The 17,791-nt window shown below is 54.2% G+C and carries 17 protein-coding genes and 1 tRNA gene; 9 read left to right on the top strand and 9 right to left on the bottom strand.

Annotated features, from left to right (window positions below; genetic code table 11):
• Position 1: 1 nt before the first annotated feature.
• Both O146_RS0106145 and O146_RS0106140 read right to left on the bottom strand, forming a co-directional pair.
• On the bottom strand, positions 2-736 hold the full coding sequence (locus O146_RS0106145; protein WP_021353935.1) for a DUF7168 domain-containing protein: 735 nt from the start codon (positions 734-736) through the stop codon (positions 2-4).
• Between the two features lie 99 nt (positions 737-835).
• Positions 836-2,467, bottom strand: a complete 1,632-nt coding sequence (locus O146_RS0106140) for an ABC-F family ATP-binding cassette domain-containing protein (RefSeq protein ID WP_027017954.1) — start codon at positions 2,465-2,467, stop codon at positions 836-838.
• Between the two features lie 130 nt (positions 2,468-2,597).
• Here O146_RS0106140 and O146_RS0106135 point away from each other — a divergent pair.
• The 5 genes from O146_RS0106135 (at position 2,598) to O146_RS0106115 (ending at position 6,399) form a co-directional block, all read left to right on the top strand.
• Positions 2,598-2,671, top strand: a tRNA-Pro gene (locus O146_RS0106135).
• Positions 2,672-2,964: 293 nt separating this feature from the next.
• Positions 2,965-3,882, top strand: a complete 918-nt coding sequence (locus O146_RS0106130; RefSeq protein ID WP_027017953.1) for an ABC transporter ATP-binding protein — start codon at positions 2,965-2,967, stop codon at positions 3,880-3,882.
• Positions 3,883-3,886: 4 nt separating this feature from the next.
• Entirely contained in the window at positions 3,887-4,648 is a 762-nt protein-coding gene (locus O146_RS0106125; RefSeq protein ID WP_021353937.1) for a hypothetical protein, read from the top strand.
• Positions 4,649-5,794 (top strand): sensor histidine kinase, encoded by a 1,146-nt coding sequence (locus O146_RS0106120; protein ID WP_027017952.1) that lies wholly within the window; start codon positions 4,649-4,651, stop codon positions 5,792-5,794.
• Positions 5,791-6,399, top strand: a complete 609-nt coding sequence (locus O146_RS0106115) for a response regulator transcription factor (protein WP_027017951.1) — start codon at positions 5,791-5,793, stop codon at positions 6,397-6,399. Before O146_RS0106120 ends, O146_RS0106115 begins: the two co-directional genes overlap by 4 nt.
• A 120-nt stretch (positions 6,400-6,519) precedes the next feature.
• Here O146_RS0106115 and O146_RS0106110 read toward each other — a convergent pair whose 3' ends face one another.
• The 7 genes from O146_RS0106110 to O146_RS0106080 all read right to left on the bottom strand — a co-directional run bounded on the left by O146_RS0106110 (position 6,520) and on the right by O146_RS0106080 (position 12,924).
• Positions 6,520-6,954 (bottom strand): metal-sulfur cluster assembly factor, encoded by a 435-nt coding sequence (locus O146_RS0106110; protein ID WP_021353940.1) that lies wholly within the window; start codon positions 6,952-6,954, stop codon positions 6,520-6,522.
• Positions 6,954-7,406 (bottom strand): Fe-S cluster assembly sulfur transfer protein SufU, encoded by a 453-nt coding sequence (sufU, locus tag O146_RS0106105; RefSeq protein WP_027017950.1) that lies wholly within the window; start codon positions 7,404-7,406, stop codon positions 6,954-6,956. Before sufU ends, O146_RS0106110 begins: the two co-directional genes overlap by 1 nt.
• Before the next feature lie 5 nt (positions 7,407-7,411).
• Entirely contained in the window at positions 7,412-8,653 is a 1,242-nt protein-coding gene (locus O146_RS0106100; protein WP_027017949.1) for a cysteine desulfurase, read from the bottom strand.
• Positions 8,654-8,726: 73 nt separating this feature from the next.
• The gene (sufC, locus tag O146_RS0106095) at positions 8,727-9,482 is read right to left on the bottom strand and encodes a Fe-S cluster assembly ATPase SufC (protein WP_021353942.1); all 756 of its coding nucleotides are present in this window, start codon (positions 9,480-9,482) and stop codon (positions 8,727-8,729) included.
• 77 nt (positions 9,483-9,559) lie between these two features.
• On the bottom strand, positions 9,560-10,726 hold the full coding sequence (gene sufD, locus O146_RS0106090; protein WP_021353943.1) for a Fe-S cluster assembly protein SufD: 1,167 nt from the start codon (positions 10,724-10,726) through the stop codon (positions 9,560-9,562).
• Position 10,727: 1 nt separating this feature from the next.
• Positions 10,728-12,170 (bottom strand): Fe-S cluster assembly protein SufB, encoded by a 1,443-nt coding sequence (sufB, locus tag O146_RS0106085; protein WP_023019448.1) that lies wholly within the window; start codon positions 12,168-12,170, stop codon positions 10,728-10,730.
• On the bottom strand, positions 12,151-12,924 hold the full coding sequence (locus O146_RS0106080) for a helix-turn-helix transcriptional regulator (protein ID WP_051137471.1): 774 nt from the start codon (positions 12,922-12,924) through the stop codon (positions 12,151-12,153). The genes sufB and O146_RS0106080 overlap by 20 nt, the downstream gene beginning before the upstream one ends.
• Before the next feature lie 240 nt (positions 12,925-13,164).
• Here O146_RS0106080 and mptB point away from each other — a divergent pair, with 240 nt between their 5' ends.
• From mptB to O146_RS11295, 4 genes are all read left to right on the top strand, one after another.
• Positions 13,165-14,826: a polyprenol phosphomannose-dependent alpha 1,6 mannosyltransferase MptB gene (mptB, locus tag O146_RS0106075; RefSeq protein WP_027017947.1), complete on the top strand. Its 1,662-nt coding sequence runs from the start codon at positions 13,165-13,167 to the stop codon at positions 14,824-14,826.
• Complete coding sequence (locus O146_RS0106070; protein ID WP_027017946.1) at positions 14,823-15,785, top strand: ABC transporter ATP-binding protein; 963 nt, start codon at positions 14,823-14,825, stop codon at positions 15,783-15,785. The genes mptB and O146_RS0106070 overlap by 4 nt, the downstream gene beginning before the upstream one ends.
• A complete protein-coding gene (locus tag O146_RS0106065) occupies positions 15,772-16,539 on the top strand; it encodes an ABC transporter permease (protein WP_027017945.1) in 768 nt (255 codons plus the stop codon). Before O146_RS0106070 ends, O146_RS0106065 begins: the two co-directional genes overlap by 14 nt.
• A gap of 182 nt (positions 16,540-16,721) precedes the next feature.
• The gene (locus O146_RS11295) at positions 16,722-17,729 is read left to right on the top strand and encodes a COX15/CtaA family protein (protein WP_081820596.1); all 1,008 of its coding nucleotides are present in this window, start codon (positions 16,722-16,724) and stop codon (positions 17,727-17,729) included.
• The last annotated feature ends 62 nt before the right edge of the window (positions 17,730-17,791 follow it).

The raw sequence follows: 17,791 nt of genomic DNA, 5'->3' as shown, positions 1-17,791 counted from the left end.
ACTATGCAGACAGTTCCTTGCGTTGTGGAAGCCGGGAGTTGCCTAGGTCGACGCGGCGACCTTCTTCACTGCCCGCGTGCATCGCTTCTGGATCGACCGCCCGCGAATTCTGTCGGCCGTTTCGCAGTACCAAACCTGCCTCGTGAACATAGTCGTGCATGAGTTTTTCTGCAGCGCTGGCGTCATCAAGCAATGCGACCTCTGCTCCCTGGCCAACTTGGGACGCGGTGTCCTGGTCCGCCTGCTCAAGCAAATCAAAGACGCTATTTGAAAACCCCATCATCCAGGAAGTTTTCAAGCGTTTCGTATGCGCGGCATCACGCGCGCCGTGATTCGCAGCGTATTTTGTTGATCCCGCCGACATGTGCAAGTTAAGCATGGGAAAGAGCATTTTCACCCTCTCGAGATGCCGGGGCACACCAAAAACCAATCCGAAAGAGTTGTGCCGACCGGTGCCGCTACGCTCATAAAGGACCCGACAATGCAGAGCACTAGCGATATGTGCAAGCAGCTCTCGCTGCTGCGGCTTGTAGCTACCAGTTAATTCCCATTCCCACGCGGTCTGTCCTGCCGAGTCCGCATCTGCTTGCTTGCGTACATCATCGGGATCTAAGGCGTATTTTGCTGCCAACTCAAAAGCTTTAACCCGGCACAAATCGCCTTCCGGTGTGCCTTCACAGGCAGCAGCACGGTCCAGCAAGTTCTTAATACGGTTCCGATATTTATCGAGGCTCAATGGATAGTCCTTTCTCGTGTCCTATCCCAATAGACTGTGCGCACCAGGCTGTGGTTCCACGAACACAAAATCACACAAATCCCGCGTGGTTGTGCCAGCTTAGGCCAATTCCACGATCTCCATATATTCGTCGCTCCACATATCTTCATCACCGTCTGGCATGATGATGACCCGCTCCGGTTCCAGGGCTTTGACCGCGCCGGGGTCGTGGGTAACCAAGACGACGGCACCAGTATAAGTGGCCAATGCATCCAATACCTGTTCCCGCGATATTGGATCCAGGTTGTTGGTGGGCTCATCCAACAACAAAACATTCGCCCGGGAAGAAACTAAGGTAGCAAGCGATAAACGCGTCTTCTCACCGCCGGAAAGTGTACCTGCGGGTTGTTCCAGCTTGTCACCAGAGAACATGAAAGCACCGAGCAGACTGCGAAGCTCCTGCTCATGGGCGTCAGGGCAGGCAGAAATTGTGTTTTCCCAGACTGTCCGATCAGGATCGATGGTGTCGTGTTCTTGGGCGAAATAGCCAATGCGTAAGCCATGGCCGGTGACGATGCCGCCTTCGCCATCGGTGCGTTCCTCGCCAGCAAGCAATTTCAACAATGTAGTTTTACCGGCGCCGTTGTACCCAAGAACGACGACGCGGGAGCCTTTATCAATCGCCAGATCGACACCAGCGAAAACTTCCAACGAACCATACATTTTGGTCAGTCCCGTCGCATGCATTGGGGTCTTGCCGCACGGAGCTGGCTCTGGGAACTTAATGGATGCGACCTTATCGTCTTGGCGGACCTCATCCAGATTGCCCATCATTCGCTCTGCACGAGCAAGCATTTGTTTTGCAGCGGCCGCTTTCGTAGCTTTGGCACCCAATTTCGCTGCTTGCTTTTGCAGCGCCGACGCTTTCTTTTCGGCATTCGCCCGCTCGCGTCGACGGCGTGCTTCATCGGTGGCACGCGCGTCAAGATATTTCTCATAGCCCATGTTGTACACATCGGCTTCCGAGCGCACGGCATCCAAAAACCACACTTTGTTGCAGACGTCGCGAAGCAGCTCAACGTCGTGACTAATCATGACCAAGCCGCCCTCGTGCTTCGACAAAAAAGAACGCAACCAAGAAATGGAGTCGGCATCCAAGTGGTTGGTTGGCTCATCGAGCAACAACGTGGTTTGTGACTTTCCTGCCCCGCTGGTGGCAGCAAACAGAATCTGCGCCAGCTCTACACGACGACGCTGCCCACCCGACAACGTCTTGAGTGGCTGGTCCAAAATTCGTTGTTCGAGCCCTAAGTTGTCGCAGATCGTGGCTGCTTCCGAGTCCGCTTCATAACCACCAAGGCTGTGGTATCGCTCTTCCAATTTGGAGAACTTGGTGATGGCTTTGTCTCGCTTGTCATCATCCAAGGTGGTTTCCATAATCTGCTGTTGTTCATCCAAGGACTTGCGCAGCTCATCAAGCCCGCGTGCTGACAGGACGCGGTCGCGAGCAGTTTGCTCGATGTTTCCCTCACGAGAATCTTGCGGAAGGTAGCCGATATCTCCCGAAATGCGTACTTCACCAGCATAAGGTTGGGTCTCGCCAGAAAGAATGCGCATGGTGGTGGTTTTTCCCGCACCATTGCGGCCGATCAATCCGATGCGATCCCCCGGCTGCACCCGAAGGTGCTGGCCAGGAGCATGCAATAAGGTACGGGCACCGGCGCGGACTTCGAGGTCTTGGCTAACAATCACGACCAGCCAGTTTAGCAGTCGCCACGGTTTATTAATAACCGTAGTGAGCTGGAAGTTTGGCGCGATATATTGAGCAAACGCTATAGTGAAAACGTTGCCGCAGAGTCCTGATCGGATTTCTGGGCAACAACGGGCTGTAGCGCAGTTTGGTAGCGCACCACACTGGGGGTGTGGGGGTCGCAGGTTCAAATCCTGTCAGTCCGACAATAGCCCTGGCAGGGCAATGTTTCAGGTTAGCCTTATCTGCTTCTTCCCTGTTCTGGGTAAGACGTACTCACTATCCGAATCCCGGCAATCCTTCCGGAATCCGCCAAAGCTCTCTGCCGATAGGTGTGATTCTGGTTTGATAAGGCACGCTAGTATCCAGCTACTCATTGGTTCGTAATAAATAGAGACTTGGAAGTGCGGACGTTTTGTACCCCCATGACAAATATCATGGGTGATTTCATGACGATTTCCATACGGCCACGAATCCCCAGATCATTAGCGTTGTCCGTATGAAAGCAATGCAGCAAACACAAGCCATTGAAGTTTCGGGAGCGAGTAAAACCTTCAACGCACACTCTCGTTCACCGGTACACGCATTAAAGAACGTGGACCTTTCCGTTCAACGTGGTGAGATCGTCGCGTTGCTCGGAACCAACGGAGCAGGCAAGACTACCTTAGTGGACCTCATCTTAGGGCTTAGCAGACCGACGGCTGGAACCGTCGAAGTCTTGAACAACTCCCCCAAACTCGCAATTTATAGGCAGAACATCGGTGCGCTAATGCAAACCGGTGGGCTACTGCACGAAATGACGGTGCAGGACACTGTAAAGATGATCGCCGCTACCTTCCCCCGCCACCTACCGCTGGACGACGTTGTCAAGCAAGCCAACCTGGAGCCAATCTACACCCGCCGCGTCGGCAAATGCTCCGGCGGTGAGCAACAACGTATACGCTTCGCATTGGCCATTCTGGGTAACCCGGACATCCTCATCCTGGACGAGCCCACCACGGGAATGGACGCAGGCGCGCGCAGCCAGTTTTGGCAATCGATGAGGTGCCAGTCTGAACAGGGCCGCACGATCATCTTCACCACCCATTACCTGAAAGAAGCTGAGGAGTTCGCCGAGCGCATCGTACTGATGCACAAAGGCGAAATCATCGCCGACGGCACCACCTATGAGCTGCAGAATATGAGCTCTGAGCGCATCGTCACCGCTGAGTTCCCAGGCGAAATCCCGGAACTCGCGGACATACCGGGCGTGACTGCTAATGAAATTCACGGCCATCATCTGCGTCTGGTGAGTCAGGACTCTGATGCTCTGGCCCGCTACCTGTTATCGGAAACTGATGCCCGCAATCTCAGCATCACCAATCCCAGCCTAGAAAACATGTTCCTTGAGCTGACAAACCAAAACCAGGAAATCTAACCCCATGAGCACTACACTAAAGTTTACCGGCCAGGAATTGCTGCGACTGCGCCGGGACATGACCACCTTGTTTTTCAGCGTTGTTTTGCCGGTCTTCTTTTATCTCGTTTTTGGCGCATCTCAGTCCTACGGCGCTCAGGAAATGAATGGCGGAAACGTCTCCGCCTTTGTCATGCTGGCCATGGCTTTGTACGCGGGCGTCGTCGGAGCGGTCGGTGCGGCTGGTTCGGCGCTCACTGATGATCGCAGTGGCTGGGGGCGGCAATTGGCTCTTACTCCACTGCGTAGTTGGCAACTCGCTTTCGCTAATACACTCAGCATCACGGTGCGTGCGGTGCTTCCTATCGCAGCGGTATTCATCGCCGGCGCTCTCACCAACGCACACTTGCAAGCAATTCAGTGGGCAATAAGTTTCTTCGCTTGTGTTATCTGTGCAATTCCCTTCGGATTTTACGGCTTAGCTTGGGTCTTGGTGGTTCCGAAAGAAAACACAGTGGCGATCGCCACGGCCTCCATCGTGATCCTTGCCTTCGCGGGAAACGTGTTCATCGGCCTCAGCGGCACCCTGCTGCAAATCGCTCGATTTACCCCAATGTACGGTGCAGTCACACTGGTGCGCTGGCCACTGGCCGAAGGTGCGCAGCTGCAGCCGACAGGAATGATCTTTGATCCTATGTGGTACTCCTGGGCTAACATCACGATATGGACGGCCGTATTTGTGACTTTCTGCCTGTTGATGCGCAACCGCGACAAGGAGCGCAACTAAATGAACCGTAGTGACAGTTTTCGACGAACTGACTTCATCTCTGCTTCGGTATCGCTCCTATTTTTGTCACCACTCATGGTGCAGGTGTACACCGCTCCACAGCTCAGTACCGGGGACAAGGCATGGGTCACCGTCTGCGTGGGGTCTTTTGCTGCCTTCTATAGCTTCGCCTTTGGCTCGCTGGATTATTTTCCGCGAGGTTGGGATCGGCAGCCGCGAGCGCTTCTCCGATGGAGCGTTCTGCTTGCAATTTCCCTGGCCACCGCACCGGTGATCAGCATAGGAGTAGCGAATTTCGCCCCATTTCTGGCCGCGATGTTGGGTTTCACCTTGCCGCTGAAGAAATCCCTGCCCATCGTAGTCGCGACCGGAGTAATCGGTGTCGCGGCAGTGTGGCTCTGGGCACCGCAAAACCCGATCTGGCCCGCCGTACTCCTTTTCGGTATACCGTTGGGGCTGGTGGTACCGTTGGGGCTGGTGGTGTTGGGCGCATTTATCCAATATGAAGAATCTCGCGACGAACTTCGACATAAGCTAGATCTAGCGCAGCAACGCGAAGATATCGCCACCGACGTCCACGACCTGTTAGGGCACTCCCTGACGGTTATCAACTTGAAATCCGAGGTCGCACGACGAGCCATCGATTCTAATCCTGAGCAGGCACGGCAGGAACTGAACGAGATCAGCGAGCTATCGCGCACGGGGCTAGCCGAAGTTCGCTCCACCGTGACCCGCATGCGCACCCCCACCTTCGCTGGCGAACTGCAAGCAGCACGCCGGGCTTTGGAAACTAAAGAAATTACTGCGCACCTACCCGAGCCGTTAACGACACCGGGCGCTCACGATTTGGTGTTTTCCTGGGCTCTACGAGAGCTCACGACGAACGTGCTACGACATTCGGGAGCGACTGAGTGCTGGATAAGTATCACAAACACTAAGCTGCAGGTAAAAGATAACGGCTGTGGTTTTCAATGCCAGTGGACGCATACGAAGGGCGGGCTGTCAGGCTTGCGCGACAGAATTGAAGCCGCCGGCGGACGGCTGATCATACAACGCAAAGAGGGACTTAGCACCGTGCTAGTTTCCATGAGCGATGACAACACACTGATCGATAACGGCGCTGTGACAGAGGAATCTACCCCATGACCCCACCGGTCCGAGTACTAATCGCCGAAGACCAATCGCTGGTACGCGGCGCGCTGGTCGCGCTGGTAAACGCGGAATCAGATATCGAAGTTGTGGCCGAATGCTCCACTGGCACAGAGGCTGTGCGCCTCGTGCGGGAAAAATCGATTGATGTAGCCCTGTTAGATATCGAAATGCCTGGGCTCAACGGGTTGGATGCAGCAGCGGAGCTTTCTTATGAGGCGTGCCGTTGCATAATCGTCACAACTTTCGGCAGAGCCGGGTACGTCAAACGTGCAATGGAAGTCGGGGTGGATGGGTTCGTCGTCAAGGACACCCCACCAGAACAGCTTGCCGACGCTATCCGCCGGGTCCAGGCCGGCATGCGCGTGATAGACCCAACGCTTGCACAAGAAAGTTTATTGACGCCCGATAATCCCCTGAGCAAGCGCGAAATTGAGGTATGCCAACAGCTATTCGAGGGTAAAAACTCGACTGCCATAGCCAGAGCGTTGTTTCTGTCACCGGGAACGGTGCGTAACCATATTTCCAGCATCATGGCGAAAACGGGAGCGGGTAACCGTTACGAAGCGGCATACCTGGCGAAGAAGAACGGCTGGATCTAAAAATTGGATTGATCAGTGCCCGACATAATGGGGTATACAGTTCGACGCCCCGCCGCTAGTAGAACTAGCAACGGGGCGTCGAATGCTTCTGCTGATCAGACCAGCAGCTGAGCGCGGCGGCTATACTGCGAAGCCAAGAGCACGCAATTGTTCACGACCTTCGTCCGTGATCATCTGTGGGCCCCATGGCGGCATCCATACCCAGTTAAGCTCGAGCTCATCGCACTTGGTGTTAGCAACTACGGCTTGCTCAGCCTGTTCAGCGATGACATCGGTCAATGGGCAGGCCGGCGACGTGAGCGTCATGTTAATGACACAACGTGTCTTTCCGTCCTTTTCTTCAATCCAAAGGTCATATACCAAGCCCAGATCAACAACGTTGATCCCCAACTCCGGGTCGATGACGTCGCGAAGAAATTCTTCGCAGTCATACGCCAAGCTCAGTTGTTCTTCTGTCTGCTCCGGTTTTTCGCGTGCACCATCAAATGAGGAATTCTCATTCTGGTACGGATCAACCGGCTGGTCAGAAGATTGTGTTTGAGTATTCTCAGACATTATTTCTCCAATTCATTCAGCGCATCCGCGGTCGCGGATTGGAACGCTTTCCAACCCAACAGAGCGCACTTCACGCGGGCTGGATACTTCGAGACACCAGAAAACGCGACTCCATCTCCAATGATGTCTTCGTCTCCTTCAGCTTTGCCTCGTGAGGTGATCATCCGCTCAAACTCAGCGAGCTTTTCCATCGCGCGGTCACGAGACATACCAATGATCTCTTCTGCCATTACCGAGGTCGACGCCTGCGAGATTGAGCATCCAACAGCGTCGTACGAGACGTCCTCGACGGTCTGCCCGTCATCGGACAACTGCACCCGCAGCGTGAGCTCATCGCCACACGATGGGTTCACGTGGTGGACTTCTGCCTGATACGGCTCACGTAATCCCCGGTGTTGCGGGTTTTTATAGTGATCTAGAATCACTTCCTGATATATCGATTCGAGATTCATCTAGATCAGACTCCAAAAAATTCTTGAGCATGCACGATGCCGTCGGCAAGCGCATCGATTTCTTCGGTGGTGTTATACAAGTAAAAACTTGCACGCGCAGTGGACTGCATTCCCAGGCTGCGGTGTGCCGGCCAGGCGCAATGGTGACCGACTCGCACGCACACCCCGCGATCATCCAGTACCTGACCTAAATCATGCGGGTGTACCCCATCCACTACAAACGATACTGCCCCGCCCCGGTTTTCTGTATCCAGCGGACCTGCAATCTGAACTCCAGGAATGGCAGAGAGTTTCTCCAAACAGTATTTGGTTAGTTCTTGCTCATGCGCGTGGATTTCGTCCATCCCGATTTCTTGTAAGAACTTGACGGCTGCCCCCAAACCAACAACTTGGCTGGTCATCTGGGTTCCCGCCTCAAACCGCTGCGGTGGTTCGGTGAAAGTCGTCTTTTCCATTTTCACGACTTCAATCATGGAGCCGCCGGTCAAAAATGGGGGTAACTTTGCCAGTAGATCTGGTTTGCCGTACAAGACGCCAACCCCAGAAGGACCGCACATCTTGTGGCCCGAAAACGCGGCAAAGTCCACATCCAATTCCCGGAAATCAACGGGCATATGCGGCACCGACTGGCAGGCATCCAAGACCACCAATGCGTCAACCGCGCGAGCACGCCGGACAACTTCGTGAACGTCGACCACCGCACCAGTGACGTTGGACTGGTGGGTGACCGCAACGACTTTCACGGATTCATCGAGCTCAAGTGAATCCAAGTCAATGCGGCCGTCGTCCGTCGTCCGGTACCACTTGAGAGTGGCACCAGTTTTCTCACACAACTCCTGCCAAGGGACCAAGTTAGCGTGATGTTCCAGCTCGCTAACCACCACGGTATCGCCTTCGCCGACGCACAGGTCCTCGGAGCGGGGGTCAGCGAAGGTGAATGCAACCAGGTTCAATGCCTCTGTCGCGTTCTTTGTGAACGCAATTTCAGCACCGTCTACACCGACGAAGTTGGCGATGGCCTCACGAGCATCCTCGTAGGCGTCGGTAGCTTCCTCAGCCAATTGGTAGGCGCCGCGGTGCACGGGCGCGAAAGAATTCAGGACGAATTCCTTTTCCGCTTCCCACACCACCTCGGGGCGTTGCGAGGTCGCGCCAGAATCCAGATAGACCAAAGGATTATCGCCGCGAACCGTACGCGACAGGATCGGAAAGTGTTTCCGAATTGCGTCGGTATCCAAAGTAGACATCGAGATGTTAAACCTAGTTTCTTCGTTTCTTCGTATCAGCGCAAACGTGGCCAGAGGAAGTTACTGGCTGCGTTTACATGAACTGATCGTAACCGCTGGACTCAAGGGTGTCGGCCAATTCAGCACCGCCAGTTTCGACGATACGTCCTTTAGCAAACACGTGAACGAAATCAGGGTTGACGTAGTTCAAGATGCGCTTGTAGTGGGTGATCATCATGATTCCGCCATTGGTTTCGTCCTGGTAACGGTTGATTCCGTCAGAGACGATACGCAACGCGTCAACGTCAAGGCCGGAGTCAGTTTCGTCCATGATGGCGAATTTTGGCTTCAGCAGACCCAGCTGCAGTACTTCGTGGCGCTTCTTCTCACCACCGGAGAAGCCTTCGTTGACCGAGCGCTCACCGAAGGACTTATCGATGGACAGCGCCTCACGGGCTTCGTTGACTTCCTTGACCCATTCACGCAGCTTTGGTGCTTCGCCGCGAACGGCAGATACTGCCGAACGCATAAAGTTCGACGAGGAAACGCCAGGAACTTCGGTTGGGTACTGCATGGCAAGGAACAGGCCGGCCTGCGCGCGCTCGTCGACTTCCATCTCTAGGATGTTTTCACCGTCGAGAAGTACTTCGCCCTCAGTGATTTCGTAACGAGGGTGACCCGACAAGGCGTAAGCCAAGGTCGACTTGCCGGAGCCGTTTGGCCCCATGATGGCATGAGTTTCGCCCGACTTGATGGTCAGGTTGACGCCTTTCAGAATTGGCTTTGGCTCTGCGGTCTCATCCGACGGCAGCACCTGAGCGTGCAGATTCTTAATTTCCAAGGTAGACATAGCTCACTCTTTCCGTGGTTATAGGTCGTGCGTGTAGGGGCGACTGGAGCCGCTGCCCTAGCGATTTCGATTTCGTGTTATGCCGAGATGCTTGCGAGTTCGTCGTCGACTCGCTTTGCCAAGTCTTCGCGCAAGTTCTGCACTGGAATGCGGTTGATGATCTCCAAGAAGAAGCCACGGATAATCAAACGACGTGCCTCTCCTTCTGGGATACCGCGCGACATCAAGTAATAAACCTGCTCGTCGTCGAACCTGCCGACGGTTGCGGCGTGACCAGCTCCAGCGATCTCGCCGGTTTCGATTTCCAAGTTCGGGATCGCATCTGCGCGGGCACCATCGGTCAGCAAGAGGTTGCGGTTAACCTCGTAGGTGTCGGTGTTTTCTGCGTTTGAGCGAATCAGAATATCGCCAACCCAGCACGAGCGGGCGTCTGGCTTGGAGGAGCCCGGTGCTCCCTGAATCGCGCCCTTGTACATGACGTTGGAACGGCACGATGGCTGCGAGTGATCCATCAGCAGGCGGTTTTCGAAGTACTGCCCTTCGGAAGCGTAGTACACGCCCAGCAATTCCGCATCGCCACCTGGCGCACGGAAACCGACGCGAGGAACCATGCGAACGATCTCGCCGCCGAAGATGGCTGCGTTGTGGCGCAGGGTTGCGTCGCGTCCCAGAGAAGCAACCTGGTGTGACAGGTGCACTGCATCATCATCCCAATCGGCATCAACCACGACGTTGACGTGGGCGCCGTCGCCGATGACAAATTCCACGTTGTCTGCGTGCGTGCCAGAGCCCTGGTAGTTCAATACGACGGTGACCTCAGCATGGTTGCCGATCTCTACCGAAGTAGCACCGAAGGACGTCACATCGTCGCCTGCACCGGTGATCGTAATGACCACGGCATCGTCGTACTGCTTGTCGCCGTCAATGGTGATGACCTGACCAGCGGGCATCGAAGTCCAAGCTTGCGCTGCGACACGGTCTGCCGGTGCGCCCGCACGTCCCAGACGGGAATCGTCCGGAGCAACTTTTTCGCTCTTGACGCCGCCTTGTTCGCTTACGCTGATGTTTTGTTCCACGGCCTCAGAAAAAGTGCCATCGTGTAATCCCCGCAAGCTACGCAATGAGATATAGCGCCACACTTCGTCACGACCACTTGGCACCTGGAAATCATCGACGTTAAATGACGTGAACTGGTCGCCCTTCGTGGCCGCTTTCGTGGTGTTGAATTCGTTAGAGTTAACCAATTTAGCCCACGGATCCTTCCATTTGTAGTTCGATCAGACGGTTCAATTCGAGTGCATATTCCATTGGCAACTCTTTCGCGATTGGCTCGACAAATCCGCGCACAATCATTGCCATTGCTTCTTCTTCGGCGATACCGCGCGACATCAAGTAGAACAATTGTTCTTCAGAAACCTGCGAAACCGTAGCCTCATGCCCCAAAGTGACATATTCGTTACGAATGTCATTGTATGGGTAGGTGTCGGTACGCGAGATTGAATCAACCAGTAGCGCGTCACACTCAATGTTCGACGTCGAGTGCTTCGCGTTCTTGTTGATCTGCACGAGACCTCGGTACGAAGCACGGCCGCCTGCACGGGCAACAGACTTGGACACGACGTTGGAGGAAGTGCGTGGTGCCATATGTACCATCTTGGCGCCCGTGTCCTGGAACTGATTTTCGCCAGCAAACGCTACGGACAAAACTTCACCCTTGGCACCTTCACCGGTCATCCATACGGCCGGATATTTCATGGTGACCTTCGAACCGATGTTGCCGTCAACCCATTCCATGGTTGCGCCTTCTTCAGCCTTAGCGCGCTTAGTAACCAGGTTATAAACGTTTTGAGACCAGTTTTGGATGGTCGTGTAACGGCAACGAGCGTTCTTCTTGACGACGATTTCTACGACCGCAGAGTGCAACGAATCCGATTTGTAGATCGGTGCGGTGCAACCTTCGACGTAATGGACATAGGCATCTTCATCAACGATGATCAAGGTGCGCTCAAACTGGCCCATGTTTTCGGTATTGATACGGAAATACGCCTGCAACGGAATATCGACATGCACGCCCTTCGGTACATAAATGAAAGAGCCGCCAGACCAGACAGAAGTATTCAACGCAGAGAACTTGTTGTCACCGGCTGGGATGACAGAGCCGAAGTATTCTTTAAAGAGATCTTCGTATTCCCGCAGGCCAGTATCAGTGTCTACGAAAATGACACCTTTCTCCTCCAGGTCCTCGCGGATCTGGTGGTAAACAACCTCAGATTCATACTGCGCTGCAACGCCCGCAACCAACCGCTGCTTTTCTGCTTCTGGGATGCCGAGTTTGTCATAAGTAGCCTTAATGTCTTCTGGGAGGTCTTCCCAGGAAGCAGCTTGGCCCTCAGTCGAAGAGACGTAGTATTTAATCTGATCGAAGTCGATATCCGACAGATCAGCGCCCCACGTAGGCATTGGTTTCTTTTCAAAGATGCGGTAAGCCTTCAGACGAGCTTCGAGCATCCACTCTGGCTCATTCTTACGGCGTGAGATGTCGCGGACTACTTCTTCGCTAATGCCACGTTCAGCGGATGCGCCCGCGGCGTCGGAGTCGTGCCAGCCGTACTCGTAGGCACCGATCGAATCGATAATCTCATCATCGGTCATCTGCGGAGTCTCTGGCTTAGGTTGTGCCTGAGTCATGACCAGCTCCTTTCATGATGGTTTGTGATTGCGTCAAGGGAATATTCGTGGTGCAAATACCGTGGCCTTCCGCGATGGTAGCCAAGGGCTGCACGTGTTGGCTCAGAAGCGAAGTGATGACCTCATGCTCGGCTTCACACAATTCTGGGTGTTCTGCCGCAACGTGAGCGATGGGGCAATGATGCTGGCACATCTGGATGCCTGATTCCGACGGGCGCACCGTCGATATGTAACCATGTGCGCTCAACGTTTCCGCTAACTGTTTGGCGGTGTGCTCCACCGCATGTTCATCAACTTGCTCCTCAGCGTCATCTGGGGATGTCGCTGGTGTTATTTTATCGAGGATTTTCCGGACACGCTGCCGTGCGAAAGCACGGACCGCATCTGCCCCTCCAGCTTCACGCAGAGCTTCCAGAGCATCCGATGCCAATAGGTCGTAGGAGTGCCCGAAATATGCACGTCCTCGATCAGTTAAGCGGAAGTGTTTTGCGGGCCGACCCCGCGTCTGCCCTCGCGGGCGACGGTGCACGGTTTCCGTCAATCCATCCTCCACCAAAATGTCCAGGTGTCTGCGCACACCCGCGGCCGAAAGGCCGAGATGATCACCAAGCATTCCAGCCGTAATCGGCCCTTGCTTGAGCAGCAAGTGCATTACTTGGCGACGGGTATCGCCATCAGTAGTACGTGTTTCTTTTCCAGTCAGCCCAGTAGCTTCGCCGGAACCTTTGTCACTATCGACACTTCTGTCGGGCATAGTCGCCATCATGCACCTCCTTAGCCCTTAACGGTGATTCACCTTTTGACAACACTAGTGTTCCTTAAATATCGCGCAGTGTCCAGCTGGAGTGGGTTATACCTAGCACCAACCAGCTGGCCATATTCATCAAAAACTATGACTTTCCACGCCGAGATGAAATCGCTATCGCCCATACCCTGCCAAAGCAGAACCGACAGGGTTACAGCTACCCGAGGAATATGACTAAAATAGGCTTCCGTGAATTTGCGCACGCTGAACCCTTGGCCCTCCATCCGCGCGGTTTTACCGCGAGTGGGCACAGCTGGATCACGCTCTGCGCAGCTCTCCGACGCCACGCAAAAACCTCCGGTACACCAGGAGCCCACGCCCCGGGAGGCTCGGTTATTTCGTCTTTGGCAATGGATGGGCACGGTTGCGACTCTTCTGATCGGCTTGGGCGGACTCGGTGCAGGTGCTCTTCCCGTAGTTAACAACCCATATTCGGATTTTCCGTTGGGTTCGTTAATGGCCCGTATGCTGCAGACCTCCTCTGCATTAGTCATGCTGGGGATCGGAATTTTAGTATTCTCGTGGGTTGCTATGGCTCGATTTGTCGGAATTAGTTTCCGTTTCGACTCTGCGCAGCGTCTCACGATTGGCACCGGCGAGTTAAAACTAACTTTGGTCGCCTGGTCGGTGCCATTGGTGTTTACAGCTCCTCTATTTACACAAGACATTTATTCTTACCTGGCGAATGGCTCAATCGTTGCGCAGGGCTTGAGCCCGTATGAAGCAGGACCGGTGGAACTTCTCGGGACTGAAAACGCGTTGGCACGCTCAGTGCCTTTTATCTGGGCGCAATCCCCTTCCCCATATGGCCCCGTAGCTTTGGGCATCGCTGCTGCGATCAGCCAGCTAACTAGCGACGGAATCGTATTCGGTGTTCTCGCGCACCGCCTAATTTCCCTAGTGGGTATCATCGCGATGGCTTGGGCGCTTGCCAAGCTTGCGAGACGTTGTGGAATCGCCCCAGAAACTGCCTTATGGCTTGGAGTGCTCAACCCCGTGGTCATGCTTCACTTGCTGGGTGGTATTCACAACGAAGCAATTTTATTGGGCTTCCTCTTGGTTGGCATAGAACTAGCCCTTCGCGGTATTGACAATCCGAGTTCGGCACGGCGATGGAACTTATTATTCGCCGGTGGATTTCTACTTGCGTGCGCCGGGATGGTCAAGGTTACCGGCTTTATCGCTTTGGGTTTCGTCGGCATGGCACTGGCACGTTGGCTGGCGAACAACGGCATGCGCCGCTGGCTAGCGGTCGTCTTGGCAGCTGGTTTCTACCTTGTAACGCTTGTGGTCAGCATCGCTGTGATCACACTAATTACTGGTATCGACCTCGGTTGGATCAGTGCGCAAGGCGGGGCTGCGACCATCCGCAGTTGGCTGTCTTTAACAACAGCATTGGGAGTGATCAGCGGTTTTATTGGCACAGTGCTGGGGTTGGGAGACCACACAGAGTCCATTTTGGTAATCACCCGCACTCTTGGTGTGGTGGTGTCAGGAATTTTCCTGCTCCGCATGCTCTTCGCCACTTTTCGGGGAGCTATCCATCCGGTCGGGGGGCTTGGTATGGCAACTCTCGTGTTAGTCATATTTTTTCCGGTTGTACACCCGTGGTACCTACTGTGGGCAATCGTTCCACTAGCCGCATGGGCCAACCGTGCCGTATTCCGGGTTCTGGTCACAATCTATTGCGTCATAGTGAGCTTCTTAACTTTGCCCCGCGGAATGGCACTGCCGCCGGAAGTTGTTGCTGGTATTTACGCACAAGCACTGCTCACTGCCCTGGTCATAACCAGTATCGTTACCGTTGTTTCCTACCTGCTTCGGCATCGCAAAACTTCTCCCCTACAATGAGTGACGTGCATAAAACTTTCGATGGCTTCGAGGACTCCACGGTCAACAGCTCGCCCGCCGTGGTGCTCGACAACGTCAGCAAACGTTTTGCTGATACCTCTGCAGTCGATGCACTCCACCTCACGGTTCCGCGCGGGCGCATCGTTTCCCTGCTTGGCCCAAACGGTGCAGGTAAAACTACCACCATCGAAATGTGCGAGGGCTTCACGCAACCATCTTCTGGACGCATTGAAGTCCTTGGCATGAACCCAGCTACGGAACCAGATAAAGTCCGTCAGCGCATCGGCATGATGCTGCAAGGCGGAGGTGGTTATTCCGGCGCTACCGTTTCTGAACAACTCAATTTGGCTGCGAAGTATTACGCCAACCCCCATGACCCCGAATGGCTGATCGACCTGGTTGGTTTACGCCCGCACAGTACAACCACTTACCGCAGACTTTCCGGTGGTCAACAGCAACGTCTTTCTCTAGCTTTGGCTCTTCTGCCCAGGCCAGAACTCATTTTTCTCGATGAACCAACCGCTGGCATGGATGCCCAAGCACGACGCTTAACCTGGGAACTCATCGAAGCCCTTCGTAGAGATGGCGTCACGGTCGTTTTAACCACCCATTTGCTTGACGAAGCTGAACGGCTCTCTGATTACATCTACATTATGGACCACGGCCAATTGCAAATTTCAGGCACACCTCAAGAGCTGCTCGCCCAATCGACGGGAGAAAGTCTAACGTTTACCACGGACACTGCGCTTGCCGACGACATGTTGCCTTCCGACTGGTCACTCAGCTCCATTGGTCACAACCGTTACCTCTTACATTCAACACCTACCCCGGAGTTAATCGAACAACTTGGTACAACCATGGCCGCGCACAAGATCTTGCTGCGCGAATTAAATGTCACTGCCCGCAGCCTGGAAGATGTCTTTCTAGCCGTTACTGAGGACGTTGATGACCGCACATAGTTTTCCTGCTGGAACTTTTAGCCCTGCACCGCTCCCGGCTTCGTTCCTCCGTATCGTCGGTGCACAGACCCGAATGGAAACCTCGCTGATTCTGCGTCACGGCGAACAATTGCTACTAAATATCGTTGTTCCTTTAGCAATTTTGGTTGGAGCAGCGTTTGTCCCGTTTTTGGGGGAAGAACGCGGCCTCGACGAAATCTTTCCTATGGTTTTAGCGGTTGCTGCTATGGGATCCGGTTTTACTGGGCAAGCCATTGCCGTGGCCTTCGACAGACGCTACGGTGCTTTGAAAAGAGCAGGAGCTTCCGGGGTGCCGCGCACCGCGATCATTGTCGGCAAAATCACCGCGATTGTTATCGTGACGCTGATACAAGCAATTGTGCTTGCAATTACAGCTGGAATTCTCGGGTTTCGCGCTAGCTTCGCAGAGATCCTTTTGACGCTCGTCGTATTGCTACTCTCTACTGCCAGCTTTACTGCTTTCGGGCTATTGCTCGGCGGGACATTGGCAGCTGAAAAAGTCCTTGGCTTGGGCAACTTTTTGTGGCTGGTTTTACTAGGAGTCGTTGGCTGGGTTCTGTACGCACAAGGTTTGGGCAGCAACGGGTTATGGACATTGGTTCCCTCTGTTGCAGTAGCTTCCGGGCTCGCTGAAGGCTTACGCGGAATCATCCCTATCACCGAGCTGCTGATCATCATCGCCTGGGGGTTAGCAGCTGCGGGATTGGCGATCAAGAAATTTCGATTCTCCTAACCCAGAATTGACTTAACTTCCGAAACATTGTTCTGTGGCAACAAAGGACTGCCAGCATCGTGTGAAATGTGGGCAACGACTCAACATATCCACCGTCCGCACGTTCGGAACCTGTGTATTCACCGAGTAGGATAATCGTTGTGAACACCGTAAATCAGCAGGCAGATAGTACCGGAGTAGCTATGTCAACGAGCCCAGAAACGAGCCAGACAGCTAACAGTCCGCATTTCAGCCCCAGCCTGAAATGGCAGAGGCGTCTTGCGCTAATACTGTTGCTCTCCCAGGCGGGAATTACGGTTTCTGGATCTATCGTACGTGTGACTGGATCAGGATTAGGCTGCGATACTTGGCCGAATTGTCAGGAAGGTTCTTTGGTCCCGGTCGCTGGCGCACAGCCTTGGGTCCATCAAATTATCGAATTTGGTAACCGTCTGCTGACTTTCGTGGTCGTAGCTGCAGCAATCGCGGTGTTGGTTGCGCTAAAGACAGCTGGCAGGCGCCGTGAGCTTAAAGCCTATGGTGCTGCATCAATTCTAGGTATCGTCCTGCAAGCGGTAATCGGCGGAATCTCCGTGCATATGGAGTTGCATTGGTGGACTGTTGCATTGCACTTTCTGCCCTCTATGGTCTTGGTCTGGATAGCTGCGCTACTCTACTCCCGGATCGCGGAAGATGATTCACAATCCCCACAACGAATTTTCGCGGCGCACACCCGGCAATTTGCAGCTCTTGCCGCCGGCGCACTATCAATTGTGCTGATCACGGGCACAATGGTGACCGGTTCCGGACCGCATTCCGGTGATGCGGATGCCGGTATGAAAGGTCGCCTAGAACTAGATACTGAAGTATTAGCGGTAGTCCATGCCGTGTGCATGTATGCCTATCTTTTGTTGACACTACTCGTCGTGTGGCAGCTGTATAAGCAAAAAGCGCCGCAGCGTGCGAAATATACTGCGTGGGTCCTAGTCACGGTAATTATTATTCAATGGGGCATCGGTGTAGCACAGTTCTATCTTGGAGTCCCACGTTGGACCGTACCTTTTCATATCGCGATGAGTTCGGTGGTCGTAGCCTTTACCGCTGCTTTGTGGGCTCGGGGTTACACACGTCCACGGTTCCAGTTGGACTATTCCGCCCGTGAAACATGCAGCTCGTCTGGCTTAGTCTCACAGAGAAAAGGCTCCAATTAACCCGGGCACGCACCAACCACCGGACTAACTAACCCACGCAACGCCCACAGACTGTAACCTCG

The sequence above is a fragment of the Corynebacterium pseudodiphtheriticum DSM 44287 genome, assembly GCF_000688415.1.
Lineage (GTDB): Bacteria > Actinomycetota > Actinomycetes > Mycobacteriales > Mycobacteriaceae > Corynebacterium > Corynebacterium pseudodiphtheriticum.
Note: the sequence above shows the minus strand (reverse complement) of the source record. Positions and strands in the feature narration are given on the sequence as shown.